This window comes from Algoriphagus sp., assembly GCF_029254265.1.
Lineage (GTDB): Bacteria > Bacteroidota > Bacteroidia > Cytophagales > Cyclobacteriaceae > Algoriphagus.
In genome coordinates this window covers 104,233-124,349 of the sequence record NZ_JAQWXX010000073.1, presented here as the reverse complement: position 1 = coordinate 124,349, position 20,117 = coordinate 104,233, and the positions used below count along the sequence as shown (strand labels likewise).

The window sequence follows — 20,117 nt, the reverse complement described above, 5'->3', positions numbered from 1 at the left end:
AGCTTTGATTGATTAAGAAGGAATTTGATAGCTAAATCCCAATCTGTCCAAGCCTTCTTTTACCTCAGGGGCATTCATAAAAAGTCTCCAGCCTAATTCACTTCGATAGTTTTCAATCATAGTTACCATTGGTCCTTGGTCAATGGCAAGGTATCGCTGTGGGAAGAAATCATGATGTGGACTCATCGCATCAAAGAATCCATACTTTCCAAATACTTTATCCCCATAGTTTTCATAGAGATTTCGAATCACTTTCATGCTTTCGGCTGGGGTATAAACTATTGATGAGACGGCAGCCGTTGGAGAAATCACACCAGTGTCATTTCCAGGGCGATGTGCGTCGTAGAAATTGATCGAATAAGAGGCCGTTAATCCCCATAGGTCTTCCCCATAGCCTTCAAAGTTGCCGGAATTGTTGATGCACCAAGCTCTGTTTATCAGCGTTTGATTTCTGTTTTCCTGCCAATAGTCTGCATATTGATCTCTTAGCCCTTTTGGGTTAAGGCTCAAATAGGAGTAATGTGCCCAAAAAAGTGGCCCTCCATATTCTTCGGCTCCATTATGTTTGAGTTGTAAGGGAAAACCGAATGGACTAATGCCACTTGCTTTGATATTTCCATTTCTTGCCCAACCCTGGTGGTAAACTTCCGGTGCAATTGGGTGAGTGGGGGAGGAAGCCGCCAAGATGTAGGTTATCAAGGCCTCATTGTAGCCTTCGAGGGCAAAATTCATGTCCCAGGCAAAATTTGGCGACCAATGCCAATACAATACTTTTTGACCGTCTCGGGTATGGAAATCCCATTCCATTTCGCGCCAAAGCTTATCGATTCGGCTAGCTAGAGACTTTTCTTCTTCCGATCCATCCTTGAAATATTCCCGAACAGCAAGCAATCCCTGAATTAAAAAAGCAGATTCAACCAAGTCGGCCCCATTATCTTTCGGAGAAAAAGGTTTGACTCTTCCGGTTTTACCATCCAGCCAATGGGGCCAGATTCCATGCCAGCGGTCCGCCTTTTCCAAGAATGCCACCATCTTTTCAAATCTTATCCTTGCCTGATTCCTAGTGATCCAATCTCTATCGATCGCTCCTAAGATTCCGATTAAGCCCATTCCTGTTCCTCCAGTCGTAATGATGCTTTGATCATTGTCTGGATAGTTCCCATCTAAATGAATGCGCTCTGGTGCCATGCCTGAATTGGATTCTGCCCCATCCCAAAAGTATTGAAAAGTGTAATATTGGACCGAGTCAAGAAGCTGCTCATCAGAAAGTTCGACTACTGTCGAAACGTTGGGGATTTGATGCTGAGTGCATCCTATGAACGCTAGGCAAAAGCTAATCAGAGCTATGTAGCTGACCGAACTAAAAATCTTAAAAGGATTAATCATGCTTTGAAATTAGAATATTTCTTTAGCTATTGAAAAAAAAAGACGCCGTTTCGGGCGTCTTCAGAATCATTAATTTATTATGGATTAGCGCTTAATTCTTGCTCAATTCACTTTTTTTATTGCGTCATTTTGCATTTTCTCGTTGGCAGAAATAGCTACTTCTACTCTTCTGTTTTTTTGTCTTCCTTCTTCTGTATCATTTGAGGCTATTGGCATTTCTTCTCCAAAAGCTGTCACCTCTAATCTATTGCTATCCACTCCTAGTGAAGTCAAATAATCTTTTACAGATTCAGCTCTTCTTTTTGATAACTTCATGTTATATGCCTCTTTCCCCGTATTATCTGTATGTCCTTCGATCAGAATATTGGTATCAGGATGTTCTTTAAGAGATTCGGCTAATTCACGCAAGTTTGTTCTAGACTGCTCTATAAGCGCATATTGATCAAATGGAAACATCAATCCGGAATCGAAAGTGATTTTTATTCCTTCACCTACGCGTTCTACTTCTGCATTTTCCAATTTCTTTAATTCCTCTGCTTGCCTATCCATTTGCTTTCCAATGATCGCTCCAGCTGATCCGCCGATTGCTGATCCTAAAATCACGCCTAAAGCAGTGTTTTCTCCGCCTGCCATGACTCCGCCTAAAGCGCCACCAGCTGCACCACCTATTACACCGCCTTTGACAGCGTTGCTCGTAGAACCACAACTAATAGATCCAAATGATATGGCGGTTAACATTACTCCAATTACTAATTTGTTGATCGTTTTCATTTTTATTGATATTTGACTTACCTATACCCAAATCTTATACCGTGTCAAGATTGGCTTGTCAGAGGACTATTTTGATTTTCTATCAGTAAGTATTTGCCGATTTTGGGGAAAAGTGAGTAAAAAGAAACTGATGGATTTTTATTTGTCTCAAAAGTTTCATTCCAAGTTTGTCTATTCATTTGTGTTTTGTCGAGAAAGGAAGAACTTTGACAAATCCTAAAGGAAAGTACCATGAAAAAATTGTTAAGCATTTTTAGCATTTGTCTGCTTTTTATTTCAAATCCCTCAATGAGTCAGGAAAAGTCAGATCCTCATGTGATTTTGATATCTCTGGATGGATTTCGATTTGACTACGTGGAGCGATTTCAACCTGAAAATCTTCAGAAATTCATTGTAAGTGGCGTTGCCGCTAATTCTTTGATTCCATCTTTTCCGACAAAGACATTTCCAAATCACTATACGATTGCAACAGGCCTACGGCCTGAGCATCATGGGATTGTGGATAATTCATTTTATAACCCCAAAAAGGATGAGGAATACCGAATTAATAAAAGAGAGCTGGTGACAGATGGGACTTGGTATGGTGGAACTCCGCTTTGGGTTCTTGCTGAGCAGAATGGAATGAAGGCTGCGAGTTACTTTTTTGTGGGTTCGGAAGCTGATGTGCAGGGTGTTCGACCTAGTTATTACTATGATTATGATGGGAGAATAAACAACCTTACTCGAGTTTCTAAGGCTTTCGAATGGCTGCAAATGCCAGATTCTATTCGTCCACGGATGATCACGATGTATTTTTCGGATATGGATGATGTCGGCCATGGTTACGGAGCGAATAATGATGCACAGTTGTCAAAGCGATTAGCTCAATTGGATCGAGAGTTGGGAGCTTTATTTGAAGGTGTCAAAAGCTTAAATCAAGATGTCAATATTATTATAGTCTCAGATCATGGGATGGCTGATGTGCCTTTGGAAAATTATATTGCACTTGATGGGATTACAAAAAATATTTCTGGAAAAGTAGTCAGCAGTGGAGCCTTGGCCCATATCTATTTGGATGACCCAAAAGACAAGCAGAAAGTTATTGAAGAAATAAAAATGAAAGAAGCTGGGTTCACGGTTTTTGATCCAGTTGAGGGCGAATATTACCATGATCTAAGCGTCCATGGAGACCGAATTGGAGATGTGATCGTTTTGGCTGATTTGGGGTATTACTTTATGGAAAATGAAGAATACAGGGAAGTCTTGGGTCGTAGAATGCGAATTGATCAAACTGCAGTAAGAGGAACCCACGGTTACAGTCAGGAGTACCCTGAGATGCATGGAATTTTCTATGCTCAGGGACCTCAACTAAAATCTGGTTTGGCAATTGACTCTTTTGATAATATTCATATTTACCCGCTCATTTGTAAGATTTTAGGACTTCCTATTCCAGAAAATATTGATGGGAAACTGGAGGTTTTGGAGAAGATTCTGAAAGACTGATAATGGATAGAATTGATATCAGGAGCCGAAAGGAAGTTGATTTTTTAGTTCGGAGATTCTATAAAGAAATCCGGGTACATGAGACCCTAGGGCCGATCTTCAATTCCGTTGTCCATGATTGGGATCATCATTTAGTACATCTTTCTGATTTTTGGGAAATGATTTTACTTCAAACCGGACCAGGAAAAGGGCAATTCAATCCAACAAGAGTCCATCAGCAGGTGGATCAGAAAGCAGATTATTCCATCGAGCAAGCCCATTTTGGGAATTGGCTGGAGCTTTGGTTTATGACTATTGATCGGTATTTTGAAGGAGAAAAAGCGGACTTTGCCAAAGAACATGCACGCAGAATGGCTCACATGCTGTTTATGCGAATTTGGGAAGCAAGACCTCGATAAGTTGAATTTTAATCAAATCTGAACTATGAAACTGACTACTGCTTTTACCATTTGTTTTTTCTCCTTTCAAATTGTTTTTGCTCAAGGAAAGGAGATTTCACTTTTTAATGGAAAAGATCTTGCTGGATGGCATATCGATGTTCCTGATTTACAAAAAGACAGTTCGCTTCGAGTTCCATTTATTGTGAGAAACGGACTTTTGGTGAGTTTGGGAACTCCTCAAGGTCATTTGATTACGGATGCGATTTATGAAAATTATACACTGGAACTAGATTATCGCTTCGCTGGTGAACCGGGGAATTGTGGGGTTTTGGTGCATGCCTCGACTCCACGGGCTTTATATGGGATGTTTCCCAAGTCCATAGAGGTCCAGTTGATGCATCAGAATGCAGGTGATTTCTGGTGTATTCAAGAAAATATCCAAGTGGAAAATATGGAGGCTAGGAGAGGAGCAAAGGAAAATTGGGGTGTGACAGAAGGGAAAGAGCGAAGAATAATCAATCTGACTGATGATACCGAAAAGGCATTAGGAGAATGGAATCACTTAAAAGTAGAGTGTAATCAAGATCGGGTGACCGTTTGGGTAAATGGAGTCTTGGTTAATGAAGGTTTTGGTGCAACCGCCACCAAGGGTCAGATTGCTCTTCAGGCCGAAGGTGCTGAGGTGGAATTTAGATCGATTTTTCTAAAAAACAGGTAATACCGATCTGTTTCTTTGGTTTGGGTTCTTGATTTCATCTTAAGATTTTTAGTATATTTCCATTGAGCTGTTGAAATATTTTGAGTTTAGAGTCTTTCATCAGGTTTGAATTATACTTCTTTAACTGATTTGCTTTCAAAGCTTTTTTAAATGGAAAAATACCTTTCGATTATCAATTTCAGAACTTTCATTTCATTGGGCATCACTTGGTTTGCCACTTTTCTGACCATCAGATTTAACTTTCAATACAATTTTGATTTGACGATGATCAGTATTGCAATTATTTTCCCTCTGGTTTTTACGATCAGAAGCGCATTCAAGCGTAGAGAAAAAGCGTTGGAGTTTTTATCGAGATTTAAGGCAGGAATAATTACAGTAAAGTCCAGCATCGAAAGCAACACGAAAATCTCATCGAAAGAGAAAGATGAGATTTTGGAAATACTTCTTAGGATTCCAAAGTCATTGATTTCTTATTTGGGACCAGAGCCTCTTCCTATAGAAAGCTTAAGAGCGGATGTTAGTAGAGTAAACGATCTGCTAATCCATTGGAACGATAAAGTAAAGGTCAACGGACTACTCAAAATTCTCGGTTTCATGCGCGATGTGCATATCGGAATTGAAAATACTGCTGCGATCAAGCTTCATCGAACTCCTACATCTATCAGAGCTTATTGTCTTTTATTTATCTATCTCTACCCAATTATTTACGTTCCATCGATTCTTTTCAGATTGAATGAGTCTTCATCCATGAATGATTCGTGGATTCTTTATTCCCTTTCGATCGTATCTTCATTTATTCTCATTTCTCTTTTCAATGTGCAGGAGCAGTTGGAAAACCCCTTCGATCAGGATGGTATTGATGATATCAAACTCGAAACTTTTGATTTGGACTCCGTCGAAATGGAAAGAATAAAAAAGGAAGCCAACCCAATTTTTGAATAATTATAAACTTAAACCGAATTAAAATGAATGTACAAAATCGATTTTTCGCACTCTTCCTAATCGGGTTCTTTCTTTCGTTAAATTCATTTTCTCAGACTTATCCAGAGTTGTTTTCTACTGAAGAACCCTTAGAACTTCAGATGCGGTTTTCATCCAAACAAGTAAAATCTGAGACGAATGACTCTACTTTTATTGACACATTCTTGATGTATAAAAACAACGAAGGTGGCTGGGATAGCCTGGATATTGACTTGAGAGCCAGAGGTAATTTTCGTAGGGACAATTGTTCCTATCCTCCGATTCGGATAAAAATCAAAAAGAAGAAATCAAAAGAAACGCCCTTTGAAGGTCAAAAAAGCCTAAAGTTAGTCATGCCTTGTAATGACTCAAAAAATGCTCCGAGCTACATTGCAAAGGAATACCTTGCCTATAAGATGTATGAGAAAGTCACTCCCTACTTTTTTCCAACTCGTTTGGTAAAAATTTCCTTTATCGATGAGGATGATAAAAAAGGAGAGGTAAGTGAGTTGATAGGATTTTTGATCGAGGATGATGACTTGGTGGCGGAGAAATTCGGCGGGGAGATTTTTGATGAAAAAAAGCTGGGGCCTACTTTTCTGGTGGATTCTGCAACTGTACGTCATGATCTTTTTCAATATATGATCGGCAATACAGACTGGTCAAGTATGTTCTATCACAATCAGAAGATCATGAAACTTTCCGATACCGAATTTATTCCTTTGGCGTATGATTTTGACATGACTGGCTTGGTTAGCCCTCCTTATGCTCAAGTGAGTAACCTGGTAGATATCGAAAAAATAACCGATCGGCTTTATCGTGGATTTTGTAGAGACGAGGGGATTATGCAGGCTGTTCGGCAAGAGTTTTTGGCTAAAGAACCTGAGCTAATGGCTTTGGTCGACAATCAACTTTTCATGGAAGAACGTGATGTCAAGCTCGCCAAATCCTATCTGAAGGAATTCTTCTCCACCATGTCAAATGATAAGCAGTTTGAATCCCAGATAATGATGAAATGTAGAAGATAGTATGCTTTTTGATTTATTAAATAAGTCCATCATTGTTAGATGGGATAATTTATTTTTAGAATGATGTGGAAAAAGGAAAAAACAAAAGAGCAACTCGAAGAGGAGCAGCAAAAATTAATTGATCGAGAGATAGAGAAGTCAAAATCTCCTAAGAAAGATACTGCCAAATCTCATGGTGAAATCCTGCGAGAGCAGCTTGGTGATGCACAAGAGACCTACGAGAAAAGTCCCCAGAGTATCTTATTGAGTTGCCTTACCGCAGGTTTGGAAATTGGCTTTAGTTACCTAATGATCTGTTCACTTTTTTATTTTTTGGGTGGGAAACTAGGCGAGGATACCATTTTCAAAATGATTGCCTTCGTCTATCCTCTGGGGTTTATCTTGGTCGTCTTGGGGCAAAGTATTCTCTTTACCGAGCAAACTGCTTTGCTGACTCTCCCGGTTTTGAATAAAAAAAGAGATGTTTTAAGCCTTTTGAGAATATGGGGTTTGGTGATTTCCGGAAATTTGATCGGCGGGTATTTTATCGCTCTGGTATTACTTTGGTTAGGACCAAGTCTTCATTTATTTGATCAGGAGGTTGTGGTGAAAATCGCTACCCATGTGTTGGATTTTAGTTTAGGAGTAATTTTTGTCAGTGCGATTTTGGCGGGCTGGTTGATGGGACTTTTGTCTTGGTTGCTCGCTTCAGCTCGAGATACGATCAGCAGGATCGTGATGATTTTTTTAATTACCGCGGTGATGGCATTTACCGGATTGCATCATAGTATTATCGGAAGTGTTGAGATTTTCTCAGGAATGATGAGTTCTCCTGAAATTTCATTCTGGGATTACCTTTCGTTTCAAAGTACAGCCTTAATGGGGAATGCTTTCGGAGGTGCAATTTTTGTGGCTTTACTGAAATACCGAGCATTTGTCTTTAATGTTGGTGTGAAAAGCTGAGTTTACTTTTTTTAACTAAAATCTCAGAAGCCATTTCTCTATTTTTCAGCATGAGAAAATCAGTGCCTTTTTTAGGATTTCTAGCGCTAGTTATTCTAGGATGTAATTCCTCTGAGCAAACAAATCAGGATGATGCCGCAAATTATTCATTAGAGATTGTGGACTCTCTTCAGATTGATTATTTAGGTGACTTGTGGATCATGGATTATGATTCTTCCAGTCAGCGATATCTTGCTTGGGGGAATGGTGATAGAGAAGTGTTGGTTTTGAATGAAATCGGAGGTATTTCTTCCATATTTAATTTCCCAACTGATGGACCAGATGCCTTGCCAGGATGGATAAATCCTATAGGGTTAAATAATGGAGGAATTGAATTTATGACTGCTCCAAATGGATTTTATAGTTATGATCTTGAGGGGAATAGAGTTTGGAGCTATAAAACACCATTTGAATTTTATTATTTAAATGGAATTAAAGGCGATCCATTTTATTCTTTGGGAGAAGACATCGCATTTTTGAGGCCAGAGAAAGGTGAATTGGATTGGGATAATCTGGGTGATTTATTCAAGGATCTGTATAAAGCTCCTATCCTAGAAGTTATCGATACTGCTTCCCATACCTCTCGATTTACTATGGCATTTCCTCCCAACTCTATTTATAATGATGGGAATTATCATTTTTGGACCTTTCCCACTGTCAATAAATTCGGAAGTCAATGGATTCTTTATTTTAGAAATGAATTGAAATTTTGGGTTTATCAGGAGAAAGAGGGAGAAGTATTATTTCACAAAGAAGTGAGCTTGGATGTATCTGATACAATCATGGAAAAAGGTGTTCCATTTGAAAATGCTGAGGATTATAATGAACTGACTGAATATAGTTTTCCCGGTTCTATTCAGGAGATCTATCGAACTGAGGATAAAGTATTGGTGATCTATCACAAAGGAGTCTCAGAAGATCAAGCAAGGCAATTTGATAGGAATAGTCCTGAAGGAAGGAGGGAAATAGAATGGCTGAAGAAAAGATACTTGGCTGTTTTTGATTTGGATTTTAGTCAGTTACAAACAGATATTCCTGTTCCCCCAGGTTTGATTTTTACTACAATCTCTACAGAAAATGGAGAGGTATTGGCATTGAAACATCAGGATTTTTTTGAAACCGAAGAAGATCAGGTGATTTATTATAAGTTGAAATTGAATGAGATAGCTAAAGAATGATTTTATTTTACGTAGAAAATATTTATTTTTGTCGTATAAAAATTTAGCTATGGATTCTAAAATAACACTTGCCTTTGATTCCAAAGTGATAGCAAAGGCTAAAGCCTTTGCTAAACAGAATCAAATCAGTCTTTCAAGATTGACTGAATATATTTATTCTCAGTTGACTTCGGGTGAATTTAAAGGTTTAGAAGATCTTCCGATTGCAGATTGGATTGATCAAGTTGCTGAAGGAGAGGCGGAGTATATCCGAACCACAGATAAAAACTCTTCCAAGAAAAAGGAATTCTTTGAGTCTAGGAAATGAAGGTGTTTTTAGACGCAAACGTTCTTATTTCTGTTTTGAATAAAGAATTTCCTGTTTTCCCCTTTTCTTCCAGGATTCTAAGTTTGGGACAAATCAATGGATATGAGCTCTGCACTTCTCCAATTTGTCTTGCAATTGCTTTTTATTTTTCGGAGAAAAAGAGTGGATCTACACTCGCAAAAAAGAAAATCGGAATTTTAGAGTCTAAGCTTTTGATTACCTCAGTGGGTACAAATGAAGTCCGCCAGGCAGTTTTAAATCCTAAAGTTTTGGACTTGGAAGATGGCTTGGAATATTATGCTGCTCTGGGGGCTGATTGTGATGTGATAGTAACAGAAGATTTAGGAGACTTTCACTTTTCAGATATTCCCGTATTTGATTGTCAGGGATTTGTGAGAAAGTATTTTGGGTAGGTTTTTGCGCGTAAACGACTTTTCAATAAATCACTTGACAATCCGCTGATCCATCTCTAGCGGATAGGTTTTGAATTCCAAAAGATGAATTTTATCAGAAAGTGGATGGATTACATAATTCAAAGAACTGGGATCCACTACCGATGGCACAGCAAAACAGGCTATTCCGGATTTTAAAAGTTCATTGCCGTACACTTGTGAAGCTCGTACTGGAGGAATATGATTCCAGTCTATCGGCAGATTCAGGATTTTTGGTGAAAATACCAGCTCATTGGGAATAGTAATTTCCATCACCGCATATCTAATATACCGCTCCGAGGATAACAATTCGGGATCAATCGTCAATCTTTCAAGCAAGGAAGAAGAGATACTCGATCCCGCATAGATAGCAGGAGATCCGGGGAGATTCCATCTGCCTCCATAGATTTTGGCTCCTTCGCCACTGGTATCACAGTATTGGGATAAGACGATTCGATAGACTTTCATGTAGCTCAAACAGCAATGCCGTGTTGTAACCGCATGATTTCTGTTTTGAGAAGGTCCAATCCTTCTGATAGATCAATCAGACCAAGGGGGACACGATTGCCAAGCGTGAAAAGTGGTCGCTCCATCCATCTTCTGAATCCTTCTCGACCAAAATAATTGATGCCCAACGTATATAATTCGGCCAACTCATAGATCTTTTCGGACTGAGCAGTATCAAAAATTTCTTTTCGTTGGAGGGTTTTAGAGGAAACGCCCAAAGCTGTGGCTAGGGTATTGTAATCAAGTCCCGATAGTTCTTTGAGGTTTTCAAAAGACTTTTTCTCGAGACCATTTCTAAAGGTCTCTACCCGACTCAGTGGCTCTTCCAACCTGCTTGAAGCAATATCAAGCACATCCCCTACGGATAGATTGGTCGTCCGGAGATAAGCAACTGCAGGCTCGCTGACTTTTTGATTTTTCTTTGCCATGACTCAATTAGGTAATTTGTCTTTTAAGATAACGTAAATTGTCCAATTTAGATCTTTTTTTTAAAAGTTTTTTACCACAAATCACGCAATGATCTACAATGGAAAGGAGATCAGTCTTGACATATAATTGGCTGGAGGCTTCAGATAATTCTCAAGACCTAGACCTTTCATTCTCTTGTGATTCGTTTATTTTCAATTCTCACATGCTTCATTTTAAATTCATTACTCCCCTCCATTCCAATATTCCAGTTTCAACACTGTAGAAGTCGAAATCCTGAGAGACTTTGCTTTTGATTGGTAGGCTCAAATCAATTAGCGAGGCAGAAAGGTTAATTATATTTTCAAACAGGTGAAAAATTTATTTTTTAACTTGACTTAAATTGAAGTTGGGTACAAAGTATTCTTATGAAATCGAGCGTGACTCAAGGGTCACTCACTGGGATGATTATGTTAGATGCGGGATTCTCCCAAAATGGGTTCGGGACAGGCTATTAGGCAAATAAAAAAAGAATAAACAGATGAAAAAGAGCATTTTAATCTTAGGAGCATTATTTTTTTTGATCCAAGGCATATCAAAAAGTCAGGATTTGAGTCTGGTTGTATTTGAAAATGTGCGAGTGTTTGATGGAAAGTCCGAAGTGCTAACTCCTGTAGTCAATGTTTTGGTAGAGGGAAACAAAATCAAATCAATCAACCCAACAAATATTGAAATAATGCCCGGTGCAAAAAGGATCCAAGGAAACGGTAAAACTTTGATGCCCGGTTTAATTGATGTGCATGTACACATGGCTTTTGGCGCACTCACGATGAAGGAAATGATGTCGCCGATGTTGTCGGAGGGAGTTATTGTTGAGAAAACCTCCAAAGGTGCAGAGGAGATGTTACAAAGAGGTTTTACATCTGTCAGAGATGCAGGAGGGCCTATTTTTCCGTTGAAAATGGCAATAGATGCGGGGAAGTTTGAAGGTCCGAGGATTTGGCCATCCGGAGCGACTATCAGTCAGACAGCAGGACACGGGGATTTTAGGACACCTGAAGAAAAGTCCAGGAGATTTTTTGGTGAACCTTCCAGGGCGGAAAGGTACAATGCAACTTTTATCGCAGATGGGAGGGATGAGGTATTGACAGCTGTTCGTGAGAACCTTCGTTTTGGAGCCAGTCAGATCAAATTGATGGCAGGAGGAGGAACTTCCTCAGCATATGATCCAGTGGATGTAACCCAATATACTTTTGATGAAATGAGGGCTGCTGTGGAGGCTGCGGAAGATTGGGGTACTTATGTGATGGTACATGCCTACACGCCAAGGGCAATCCAAAGGGCCATTGAGGCAGGAGTGAAATGTGTGGAACATGGACAGATGCTGGATGAAAAAACGCTTCGGTTGATGGCAAGGAAAAAAGTTTGGCTGAGTACTCAGAATCTGGTAGAAGATACTCCAGATATGGATCCCCTGCGTCGGGAGAAACGTAAGCCTGTGATCGAAGGACAGGCGAAAGTATGGCCAATGGCCAAAAAACTCAAAGTGAAACTGGCTTGGGGCACGGACTTCCTATTTGAACCTGAACTTAATGCATTGCAGAATGAATATATTCTCCGACTTCAAAAGTGGTTTTCCAATGCCGAAATCCTCAAGATCGTTACCCATGATAATGCGGAATTGCTCCAGCTGTCTGGTTTGAGAAGTCCTTATCCTGGAAAATTGGGAGTAGTGGAAGAAGGGGCATTGGCAGACTTGATTTTAGTGGACGGTAATCCTTTAGATGACCTTAGCCTGATTGCACAACCAAAAGAGAAATTTTTGATCATCATGAAGGATGGTGAGATTCATAAGAATCTTATAAATTTCACAGATCCAAGTCTTTAGACTTGGGCCATATCTTTGATGTCTTTAGACTGCTGCTCCCTCTGAAAGCTAGAACTATTTTGACTCAAAACTAAGTCTCGAATCAGTCTAAGACTTGAACTAGTCACCCGCATTCCAATATTCCAACCGCTCGCATTTGGTCACTTCGATACTGTAGAAGTCGAACTCAGCAGTGACTTTGCCTTCGATCAGGTAGATCGCTCTTCCCTTGAAAGGATACTTTTTGACCACAGGCGGGAAATGCACCGTGTCGATCCAGTGTCCTTCCCTATCTACGAAAGTCCCAAAGTTCATCACATCGCCTTTGATCGTACGCGTGTATTTGACCGTGACGAGATAGCCGACGATCTGCACGGTCTTGCCTAGATAGCTCTTCATATCCTGAGCTCGGATGCCTTGGATGCTTTGATCTTTGACCAGATGAAAAGGTGAATTCAGCGGAAATTCCAAGATATCGATCTGATCGACGATCTCTTGTCGAATATCGATTTCTTCCAGTTTCGGGACAGTCGGCTGCCGGAAGTTGAATCCGCTATCGCCTTTGAAAAGATCCGTCGGACCGGGAATGACTTTCCGCTTGTTGAGAATAAAATGTGCCTCCCAGAGTAATTCTTGCTTGGTCTTTCCTGTGAAGCGAAAGCAACCAATCCGAATCAGAATTAGCAACTGCTCCAAGCTGATCTCTGCTCGTGCGGTGAAGTCTACCAATCCTGCGAAGGGTCCGTTTTCACGGCGATCGCTCAGAATCTTTTCCACACTGGATTTCTCCAGATACTTTAGATGGATAAAGCCCAAGTAAACGGTCTTACCAGTGATCCGAGTCAGATAATCGCTTTCATTGATGTGCGGAGCTTGGATATCGGCTCCGTTCATTCTGAGTTCGTGGATGTAAAACTCAGTATGGTAAAAGCCTCCGAAGTTATTGATCACGCCAACCATAAACTCCAGCGGGAAATAGGCCTTCAGGTATAAACTCTGATAGCTTTCCACAGCAAAGGACGCCGAGTGGCCTTTGGCAAAGGAGTAGCCCGCAAAGCTTTCGATCTGATACCAGACTTCTGCAGCCAGCTTATCCGGATGACCCTTTTCTTTGCAGTTGCCAAAAAAGCGATCTTTCACCCGCTCAAACTCATCCTTGGAGCGGGATTTTCCACTCATGCCCCGGCGTAGCACATCTGCTTCACCCAAGCTTAGTCCGGCGAAGTAGTGAGCGACCTTGATCACGTCCTCCTGATAAACCATGATTCCGTAGGTTTCGGGCATGATCTCGGCCATGACCGGATGGGCCATTTTACGACGCTCCGGATCGATGTAGCGAAGAATGTATTCTCGCATCATCCCTGAGCGAGCTACTCCTGGACGGATGATCGAACTGGCAGCCACGAGCTCGAGGTATTCGTCTGCTTTTAGCTTGGCCAGGAGCATACGCATGGCGGGCGACTCCACATAGAATGCTCCGATCGTATGCCCATCCCGTAGATGCGCTTTGATCTTTGGATCTTTTTTGAATTGCTCCACTTGACGGATATCGACTTTGATCCCTTGATTTTCATAGATGATCTGAATGGCAGATTTGATATGACCCAATCCGCGCTGACTCAGGATGTCAAACTTGTGCAGCCCAATATCCTCGGCCACATGCATGTCAATATGTGCAAGTGGAAAGCCCTTCGGGGGCATTTCTGTGGCCGTGTAATAGTGAATCGGTTTATGCGAAATGAGAATTCCGCAGGCATGAATCGTCAGATGCGAGGGCATGTCGTGGAGGACTTGACTGTACTTCAGAATGAGTTTACCATATTGATCAGCTGCATAGTCCGGCTTGCTGGCATAGTGGATCAGCGATTCGATCTCGCTTTTAGGTAGCCCAAAAACCTTCCCGAGTTCACGGATCATGGAGTTGGACTGGAATGTGCTATAAGACCCAAGCAAGGCAACATGCTCCTGACCGGACTGATTGTATTTTTGGAAAATATACTCCGTCACTGCATCCCGATCCGTCCAACTGAAGTCTATATCGAAGTCAGGAGGATTCTCCCGGTAGAGATTGATAAAGCGCTCGAAGTATAAGTCCAGCTCAATCGGATCCACATCGGTGATTCCGAGGCAATAGGCTACGATACTATTGGCACCGGAGCCTCTGCCGACATGATAAAAATTGCGCTCTTGTGCAAAAGTCACAATGTCATAATTGATCAGAAAGTAGGAGGTAAAGGACTTTTGTTGGATGAGTTCAAGCTCCTTTTCGATTCGCTGACTGATCGTCGGGCTGAGATTCGGATAGCGATTGATGGCACCTTTGAAAGTTTCTTGTCGGAGGTAGTCAAAGTCCTCCCAGTCCGAACCTAGAATATCCCGACGGTTTTTGACTGCTTGGAAATAAAAGGAAAACTGACATTGCTCCAGAATTTTTTGTGCATTGGCAATCAGGTAGCTGTGATTTTCGCAGCGTGCGACCATATCGGCGTAGCTATAAAACTGATCGCTAGGATCTGCCTGTTCCTCGATTGGCAGCTTGCTCAGGAGCGTATTCAGATCGATACTGCGCAAAAGCCGATGCGCATTGAATTCGATTTTGGAAGAGAAATTTACCGCTTGGAGCAGGACGAGTTTGTCTTTGAAGCGAAACCAAGGGGAGGAAATCAGTCGATTGAGCTGGTGGGGATGCACACCGACAAATTCATTTTCTCGCAGGGCAAAGTACTTCTCCGGAAGCGGATAGATAATGAAACTATGGGCAAAAGCCGGCGCATGCTTCGCAAATGGCTTTTTATGAACCAAGTGATCTGAGAGATGGCTGTTGAGTTCGTAGAAGCCTTCCTGATTTTGTGCCAAGCCGACATAGGATTGTGTACTGCCATTTCGAAAATCAATTCCCACCACGGGGTGAATCCCCACCTTTTGCGCAGCTCGGATAAACGGAAAAATACCAGCGGTGCAGTTGATATCCGTGAGCGCAAATGCATCGATCCGCTTGGCTTTAGCCTCTGCCACCAATGCCTCGATGGACATCGTACCGTATTTGAAACTGAAGTGGGAGTGGCAGTTGGTGAACATGGTCATTTCGAACGAAGTGAGAAATCTCCGTTGGTTTATTTTTAGAAATAGAGATATGCTGAAATAGACTTCGTGAAATACAGCTTCGTGAAATACGCCTTCGGCGAAATAGGATTCGAATCAATTATTTCACCAAGCGTAGCGAGGTGTATTTCGACCATATTTCAATTATATTTCATCAAAATGTTAATTAAATCAACAAATTAATGTTTATAATGTAGTTAAAAAAATAACCCTAATACAAGGGCAAAGGAGGAAATTGTCAGATGATTTTGAGAAAGGGGGTTTTAAGAAAAACATCAAACGGAGAATTCAATAAGATAAAAAAGTGAGATTGATAGCTTGATTGGATTTTGCTATTTGTTTCATAGTTTAACTATCTGAAAGTATAAAAATATAGAATGCTGAACATCAAATGATGAATCTCGAAGTCACATCATATATCTAACATCATAAATTTTATATTCTATCCCACTTTAATTCGATACTTCTCCAACAAACCAGGCAATCCATCCAAGTCGAAAAATGCCCCTTTGATTCGGTTGAGTTCGGGATCGATGGAAAAGTTTTGGGCGTTTCGAAAGTCGGTTTTCTCTAAGACTGTACGGTCGAAAATCACTCCGCTCAAATCCGAATCCCGAAAACTTCCACCGCTTACATCTGCTTGGGTGAAACTTGCTTCACGCATGCGGCATCCTTCAAACTTGGTCTTTTTCATTTGAAGATTGAAAAAACTACAGTAATCCAACTGACACTTCTCAAAGTTGAATTCCAATAAAAACGGATTGCAAGTGTGAAAGTGAACTCCAAGAATTTTACAATCCTTGAAATTCACTTCCTGAAATCCGGCTTTGAATACTTTCACATTGCTGAGATCACAGCTGGAGAAAGAACAATTCTCGAAGCTAAAGCCACTTAAGTCCAAGCCCGAAAAATTACATTGTGTAAACTGACAAGACTCATACTCCCCCTTTTCAAGAGGTTCCGTAGTAAAGTCTTTATTTTGAAAGTTTTGGTTAGAGAAGTAGGGCATTTGGGGATGGGGTTAATTTGAATTCACTTCAAAATTCAACATTCGATGTTCGATATTTTTCTTAAATAGTTAATGTCGAATGCCGAACACCGAATATCCAATGATGAAGATTACAATCCTGCCAAATCCCATTTCCGAATCGTTTCTTTGATTAGCCCAGCCACTTTTGCATTGACTTTTTGGAAATATTCTTTGGCTTGGGCTTCATTGAAATTCGGATAGCCTTGACCTTCTTGATACAGTCCGATACTGGAAGGAAAAGGTACCGCAGACCAAGTCCCTGCCTTAGGGTAGGCCGTTGCCATATCGGCGTTGTATTTTTCTTTGTGTACTAGAGTCGGGTCAATCGCCTGGATATATGCTGTCTCATTCAATCCTGCATGTCCACCATCTTCCTTGAACACTTCCAAGGTCACATCCGAAGCATAAGACCACCAATTGATCACCAGCGTCCGGATTCCAAGTTCATTGGCAACCTCTCCTGCTATTCGTTGAAGCACAGCTGTTTGCCCTCCTCCATGACCGTTTAGAATAATAATATTTTTGAAGCCGTTTTTGGCAAGCCCCTTCAAAATATCTTTGATAAATGGCGCGTAAGCTTCCTCCGTAATCTGAAAAGCTCCCGGGAAAGCGGCCATTGATCCGGTGATTCCATAGTTTAACGTTGGTGCGATTAAGGCATTGAGTTCGGTTGCGATTGCTTTTGCCATTGCGGTGGGGGCAGTATTGTCTGCGCCATTATTTACTACGCCATGAGGTTCAAGTGTTCCCGTTGGAAGCAAAACCGTATTGATTTTCTCAGGAACGAAATCTGCGAATTCCATCCAGTTGATCCGATCCATCTCGCGGGTGGAAGGGTTTTGCTGCGCAAAGCTGAAAGTATGGATTAGGATTAGGGAAAGTGTTAGTGCTAGATATCTCATGGTGAAATTTTGTTTTCGAAAAATAAACCTTTTCTCAAACAATAAGCAGCGAATCTAGGACTAGATGCTGATTTCTACCTTTTAGCGGATAAGATGAGATTCCATTTTTTTGATTCTGTATTTTTTTTCAATCCAGACAATCCAATCGCTTTGTCCACTTCGTAAGTCAGTTCAAATCCACAAAGAATGATTTTCTGAAATATGCTTTTGTGGCTTAAAACTTTAACCGATGTATTATTTAAAAACCAATCAAAATGAAAAATGAGGGAATCAAACCCGTAAGGCTGGTCAAAAGTGCCAATCGTAGGGAGTTTTTGAAACGCGGAACATTGTCGGTCGCCACGGCAGGACTACTTCTGGTAGGCTGTAACGAGGATGAGGATATGATGCCACCTATGATGGGTGGGGTAAGCCTTGGCTCCGGTGATATCGGAATCTTGAATTATGCCTATGCTTTGGAACAATTGGAAGCGGCATTTTATGCAGCGGTACTAGGCGGTGGATACTTTGCTAATGCAAATGCGGAAGAAAAGACCATCATGGGAGATCTCGAAAAGCATGAGCGTGCTCATCGAGAGTTTTTTAAAGCGGCCTTGGGCAATATGGCGATTGCTGATTTGGAAGTTGACTTTTCTTCGATTGACTTCAATAGCCGAACTTCTGTTTTGAACGCAGCGAAAACTTTTGAAGACCTGGGAGTTGCTGCGTATAATGGAGCAGGGCAGTTTCTTGAGAGCTCGGATTTCTTATTGATCGCAGGAAAGATTGTTTCCGTGGAGGCAAGGCATGCTGCGGCTATTCGTGATTTGATTAATCCAGGTTCGGCTGATTTTGCCGGTGATGATCTAATCGACGCCAATGGGCTGGAGCGAACCTTGAATTTCACTCAAGTATTGACTGCGGCAAGTACATATGTAAAGACACCAATCGACTTTAGTCAGCTGCCTTCTTAATTTCCAATTAAAATCTAGAGATATGAACTTATTAAAATTATTAGATACCATGTGCCCGGACACCAAAACTCCGGAAGAAAAAGATACTTTTTTCTCCAGAAGAGATGCCTTTCGTCAATTCGGAGACTTGAGTAAGAAAATGGCAATGGCTGCAATTCCACTTGGAATATTATCCGCTTTGCCAAAAGTGGCCAAAGCTGATACCGCTAGTTTGATCGGGGTTTTGAATTATGCCTTGACTCTGGAGCATTTGGAATACCGCTATTATCAAACTGGTATCGAATCGAATGTGATTACTTCAGCGGATCGTGTGATTTTTCAGAAAATCCGGGATCATGAATTAGCGCATGTGAAATTTCTTCAAGAAGTGATTGCAATTGTATTGGGCGGGACACCTGTAGAAGAACCTAATTTTGATTTCACCGCGGGCGGAAATTTCGCTCCATTCACCGATTACCCTACATTTTTGGCTTTATCGCAGGCATTTGAGGATACGGGAGTTAGAGCCTACAAAGGGCAGGCGGCTAATGTGAAAGAAAGCGATGTGGTGTTGACTGCCGCCCTGTCAATCCATTCAGTGGAGGCAAGACATGCTTCAATGGTCAGAAGACTGAGAACCAAAAAAGGTCAGGATACCGTGAAGGGTTGGATCACCAATGGATCTATCGGCTCGCTACCTGTAGCAACTCAAGCAATCTATGCCGGCGAAGAAAATGTATCTCAAGGTGGAGTAAATGTGGTAAGTCTTACAGGTATTGATGCCGGTGCGGTATCCGAAGCCTGGGATGAGCCATTGACTGATCAGCAAGTGCTGGGAATTGCTTCGTTATTCTTGGCTTAGAAAAAATAATAGTTGGGTGGTTAGATGTCGTCTCTGTAAAGGGGCGGCATTTTTTTTGAAAATGAAATAGACTTTGTCAAATACAGTCTTGCTGAAATACGCCTTCGGCGAAATAAACCTTCGGCGAAATAAGACTCGAATCCAGTATTTCACCGACCGTTGGGAGGTGTATTTCAATCTTATTTCCATTTATGAAATATACTTAATGAAATACGCCTTCGGCGAAATATGCTCCGCGAAATAGAACTCCAATCTAGTATTTCGCCGACCGTAGGGAGGTTTATTTCTATAGTATATCTATTGTATTTCCATCAAATTTCAAAAAGTGATCTTATATAAGCTACAAGGATTTAGCCTTGGAGTGTTTTTCAACTCCTCCAATTCAAAATCCTTTATGAAAGCCAGACCTGCCTTTTCCATCACTTTTGTTGAGGCCTTGTTGCTGCTCGAAGCGTAGGAATAAACTTCTTTGATCCCCATTTCTTTAGCATATTCCAAGACGCGTATGGCTCCCTCGCTGGCAAATCCTTGGTTCCAAAATCGCTTATCCAATCGCCATCCTATATCTACACAAGGAGTAAAGTCAGCTTCAAAGGTTTTCCAGCCCATCCCGATCATTCCGATGAATTCTCCTGTTTCGAGGGATTCGATTGCGAAATAGCAATGGCCTCTGTCGTCATATAGCTTGTTCATTCGCTCCATCATAGCTTTGGATTCTTCCTCAGAAAGAGGTTTTTCAAAATAGCGCATGGCTTCCTCGTCGGCATTCATGGCTGAAAAGCTGGGAAGGTCAGAATCCCGCCAAAGCCGGAAACCAAGTCGGGAAGAGGTGAAGAGATAGGTTGGGGTCATGCCTAAATCTACAGATTTCTTAAAAAAAATAATCGA

General features: G+C 41.1%; 21 protein-coding genes. 13 read left to right on the top strand and 8 right to left on the bottom strand.

All coding sequences use genetic code 11. The features are described from left to right. Positions 1 to 12: 12 nt before the first annotated feature. Together P8O16_RS10795 and P8O16_RS10790 are read right to left on the bottom strand one after the other, a co-directional pair. Positions 13 to 1,386 carry a glucoamylase family protein gene (locus P8O16_RS10795; protein WP_300314450.1) on the bottom strand — a complete coding sequence of 458 codons (1,374 nt, stop codon included), beginning with the start codon at positions 1,384 to 1,386 and terminating at the stop codon, positions 13 to 15. Positions 1,387 to 1,488: 102 nt separating this feature from the next. Beyond that, complete coding sequence (locus tag P8O16_RS10790; protein WP_300314447.1) at positions 1,489 to 2,157, bottom strand: OmpA family protein; 669 nt, start codon at positions 2,155 to 2,157, stop codon at positions 1,489 to 1,491. Positions 2,158 to 2,445: 288 nt separating this feature from the next. Here P8O16_RS10790 and P8O16_RS10785 point away from each other — a divergent pair, with 288 nt between their 5' ends. The 9 genes from P8O16_RS10785 to P8O16_RS10745 all read left to right on the top strand — a co-directional run bounded on the left by P8O16_RS10785 (position 2,446) and on the right by P8O16_RS10745 (position 9,604). Beyond that, positions 2,446 to 3,639 carry an alkaline phosphatase family protein gene (locus P8O16_RS10785; protein WP_300314444.1) on the top strand — a complete coding sequence of 398 codons (1,194 nt, stop codon included), beginning with the start codon at positions 2,446 to 2,448 and terminating at the stop codon, positions 3,637 to 3,639. 2 nt (positions 3,640 to 3,641) lie between these two features. Next, positions 3,642 to 4,037, top strand: coding sequence for a group III truncated hemoglobin (locus tag P8O16_RS10780; RefSeq protein WP_300314442.1), 396 nt, complete (start codon positions 3,642 to 3,644; stop codon positions 4,035 to 4,037). Between the two features lie 25 nt (positions 4,038 to 4,062). Beyond that, positions 4,063 to 4,737, top strand: a complete 675-nt coding sequence (locus tag P8O16_RS10775; protein WP_300314439.1) for a DUF1080 domain-containing protein — start codon at positions 4,063 to 4,065, stop codon at positions 4,735 to 4,737. A 150-nt stretch (positions 4,738 to 4,887) separates the two neighbouring features. Beyond that, on the top strand, positions 4,888 to 5,679 hold the full coding sequence (locus P8O16_RS10770) for a hypothetical protein (RefSeq protein WP_300314436.1): 792 nt from the start codon (positions 4,888 to 4,890) through the stop codon (positions 5,677 to 5,679). A gap of 23 nt (positions 5,680 to 5,702) precedes the next feature. Continuing rightward, positions 5,703 to 6,725: a hypothetical protein gene (locus tag P8O16_RS10765; RefSeq protein ID WP_300314433.1), complete on the top strand. Its 1,023-nt coding sequence runs from the start codon at positions 5,703 to 5,705 to the stop codon at positions 6,723 to 6,725. Between the two features lie 60 nt (positions 6,726 to 6,785). Then, on the top strand, positions 6,786 to 7,667 hold the full coding sequence (locus P8O16_RS10760) for a formate/nitrite transporter family protein (RefSeq protein WP_300314430.1): 882 nt from the start codon (positions 6,786 to 6,788) through the stop codon (positions 7,665 to 7,667). Positions 7,668 to 7,717: 50 nt separating this feature from the next. Then, a complete protein-coding gene (locus tag P8O16_RS10755) occupies positions 7,718 to 8,884 on the top strand; it encodes a hypothetical protein (protein ID WP_300314427.1) in 1,167 nt (388 codons plus the stop codon). Positions 8,885 to 8,933: 49 nt separating this feature from the next. Next, positions 8,934 to 9,191, top strand: a complete 258-nt coding sequence (locus P8O16_RS10750) for a DUF6364 family protein (RefSeq protein ID WP_300314424.1) — start codon at positions 8,934 to 8,936, stop codon at positions 9,189 to 9,191. Further along, entirely contained in the window at positions 9,188 to 9,604 is a 417-nt protein-coding gene (locus tag P8O16_RS10745) for a PIN domain-containing protein (RefSeq protein WP_300314421.1), read from the top strand. Before P8O16_RS10750 ends, P8O16_RS10745 begins: the two co-directional genes overlap by 4 nt. Before the next feature lie 30 nt (positions 9,605 to 9,634). On the opposite strand, the gene P8O16_RS10740 is transcribed toward P8O16_RS10745, so the two are convergent. Together P8O16_RS10740 and P8O16_RS10735 are read right to left on the bottom strand one after the other, a co-directional pair. Further along, positions 9,635 to 10,090, bottom strand: coding sequence for an RES domain-containing protein (locus P8O16_RS10740; protein ID WP_300314418.1), 456 nt, complete (start codon positions 10,088 to 10,090; stop codon positions 9,635 to 9,637). Between the two features lie 5 nt (positions 10,091 to 10,095). After that, on the bottom strand, positions 10,096 to 10,557 hold the full coding sequence (locus P8O16_RS10735) for an antitoxin Xre-like helix-turn-helix domain-containing protein (protein ID WP_300314415.1): 462 nt from the start codon (positions 10,555 to 10,557) through the stop codon (positions 10,096 to 10,098). Positions 10,558 to 11,075: 518 nt separating this feature from the next. Here P8O16_RS10735 and P8O16_RS10730 point away from each other — a divergent pair. Further along, complete coding sequence (locus tag P8O16_RS10730; protein ID WP_300314413.1) at positions 11,076 to 12,422, top strand: amidohydrolase family protein; 1,347 nt, start codon at positions 11,076 to 11,078, stop codon at positions 12,420 to 12,422. Between the two features lie 99 nt (positions 12,423 to 12,521). Here P8O16_RS10730 and P8O16_RS10725 read toward each other — a convergent pair whose 3' ends face one another. Then, a complete protein-coding gene (locus P8O16_RS10725) occupies positions 12,522 to 15,416 on the bottom strand; it encodes a DNA polymerase III subunit alpha (protein ID WP_300314597.1) in 2,895 nt (964 codons plus the stop codon). Here P8O16_RS10725 and P8O16_RS10720 point away from each other — a divergent pair. Further along, positions 15,324 to 15,524: a hypothetical protein gene (locus P8O16_RS10720; RefSeq protein WP_300314600.1), complete on the top strand. Its 201-nt coding sequence runs from the start codon at positions 15,324 to 15,326 to the stop codon at positions 15,522 to 15,524. The two genes, P8O16_RS10725 and P8O16_RS10720, sit on opposite strands and share 93 nt — an antisense overlap. A 421-nt stretch (positions 15,525 to 15,945) precedes the next feature. Here the strand turns inward: P8O16_RS10720 and P8O16_RS10715 are convergent, their stop codons facing one another. Continuing rightward, the gene (locus P8O16_RS10715) at positions 15,946 to 16,512 is read right to left on the bottom strand and encodes a pentapeptide repeat-containing protein (protein ID WP_300314410.1); all 567 of its coding nucleotides are present in this window, start codon (positions 16,510 to 16,512) and stop codon (positions 15,946 to 15,948) included. 110 nt (positions 16,513 to 16,622) lie between these two features. Continuing rightward, positions 16,623 to 17,435, bottom strand: coding sequence for a creatininase family protein (locus P8O16_RS10710; protein WP_300314408.1), 813 nt, complete (start codon positions 17,433 to 17,435; stop codon positions 16,623 to 16,625). A gap of 254 nt (positions 17,436 to 17,689) precedes the next feature. Here P8O16_RS10710 and P8O16_RS10705 point away from each other — a divergent pair, with 254 nt between their 5' ends. Together P8O16_RS10705 and P8O16_RS10700 are read left to right on the top strand one after the other, a co-directional pair. After that, the gene (locus tag P8O16_RS10705) at positions 17,690 to 18,388 is read left to right on the top strand and encodes a ferritin-like domain-containing protein (protein WP_300314406.1); all 699 of its coding nucleotides are present in this window, start codon (positions 17,690 to 17,692) and stop codon (positions 18,386 to 18,388) included. A gap of 22 nt (positions 18,389 to 18,410) precedes the next feature. Beyond that, positions 18,411 to 19,229, top strand: a complete 819-nt coding sequence (locus P8O16_RS10700) for a ferritin-like domain-containing protein (protein ID WP_300314403.1) — start codon at positions 18,411 to 18,413, stop codon at positions 19,227 to 19,229. A gap of 318 nt (positions 19,230 to 19,547) precedes the next feature. Here the strand turns inward: P8O16_RS10700 and P8O16_RS10695 are convergent, their stop codons facing one another. Further along, on the bottom strand, positions 19,548 to 20,081 hold the full coding sequence (locus tag P8O16_RS10695; RefSeq protein WP_300314400.1) for a GNAT family N-acetyltransferase: 534 nt from the start codon (positions 20,079 to 20,081) through the stop codon (positions 19,548 to 19,550). Positions 20,082 to 20,117: the final 36 nt, after the last annotated feature.

Excerpts from the sequence above, each read along its gene's own strand:
- P8O16_RS10795 (WP_300314450.1), bottom strand. The coding sequence starts at position 1,386 with ATGATTAATCCTTTTAAGATTTTTAGTTCGGTCAGCTACATAGCTCTG.
- P8O16_RS10790 (WP_300314447.1), bottom strand. The coding sequence starts at position 2,157 with ATGAAAACGATCAACAAATTAGTAATTGGAGTAATGTTAACCGCCATA.
- P8O16_RS10785 (WP_300314444.1), top strand. The coding sequence starts at position 2,446 with ATGAGTCAGGAAAAGTCAGATCCTCATGTGATTTTGATATCTCTGGAT.
- P8O16_RS10780 (WP_300314442.1), top strand. The coding sequence starts at position 3,642 with ATGGATAGAATTGATATCAGGAGCCGAAAGGAAGTTGATTTTTTAGTT.
- P8O16_RS10775 (WP_300314439.1), top strand. The coding sequence starts at position 4,063 with ATGAAACTGACTACTGCTTTTACCATTTGTTTTTTCTCCTTTCAAATT.
- P8O16_RS10770 (WP_300314436.1), top strand. The coding sequence starts at position 4,888 with ATGGAAAAATACCTTTCGATTATCAATTTCAGAACTTTCATTTCATTG.
- P8O16_RS10765 (WP_300314433.1), top strand. The coding sequence starts at position 5,703 with ATGAATGTACAAAATCGATTTTTCGCACTCTTCCTAATCGGGTTCTTT.
- P8O16_RS10760 (WP_300314430.1), top strand. The coding sequence starts at position 6,786 with ATGATGTGGAAAAAGGAAAAAACAAAAGAGCAACTCGAAGAGGAGCAG.
- P8O16_RS10755 (WP_300314427.1), top strand. The coding sequence starts at position 7,718 with ATGAGAAAATCAGTGCCTTTTTTAGGATTTCTAGCGCTAGTTATTCTA.
- P8O16_RS10750 (WP_300314424.1), top strand. The coding sequence starts at position 8,934 with ATGGATTCTAAAATAACACTTGCCTTTGATTCCAAAGTGATAGCAAAG.
- P8O16_RS10745 (WP_300314421.1), top strand. The coding sequence starts at position 9,188 with ATGAAGGTGTTTTTAGACGCAAACGTTCTTATTTCTGTTTTGAATAAA.
- P8O16_RS10740 (WP_300314418.1), bottom strand. The coding sequence starts at position 10,090 with ATGAAAGTCTATCGAATCGTCTTATCCCAATACTGTGATACCAGTGGC.
- P8O16_RS10735 (WP_300314415.1), bottom strand. The coding sequence starts at position 10,557 with ATGGCAAAGAAAAATCAAAAAGTCAGCGAGCCTGCAGTTGCTTATCTC.
- P8O16_RS10730 (WP_300314413.1), top strand. The coding sequence starts at position 11,076 with ATGAAAAAGAGCATTTTAATCTTAGGAGCATTATTTTTTTTGATCCAA.
- P8O16_RS10715 (WP_300314410.1), bottom strand. The coding sequence starts at position 16,512 with ATGCCCTACTTCTCTAACCAAAACTTTCAAAATAAAGACTTTACTACG.
- P8O16_RS10710 (WP_300314408.1), bottom strand. The coding sequence starts at position 17,435 with ATGAGATATCTAGCACTAACACTTTCCCTAATCCTAATCCATACTTTC.
- P8O16_RS10705 (WP_300314406.1), top strand. The coding sequence starts at position 17,690 with ATGAAAAATGAGGGAATCAAACCCGTAAGGCTGGTCAAAAGTGCCAAT.
- P8O16_RS10700 (WP_300314403.1), top strand. The coding sequence starts at position 18,411 with ATGAACTTATTAAAATTATTAGATACCATGTGCCCGGACACCAAAACT.
- P8O16_RS10695 (WP_300314400.1), bottom strand. The coding sequence starts at position 20,081 with ATGACCCCAACCTATCTCTTCACCTCTTCCCGACTTGGTTTCCGGCTT.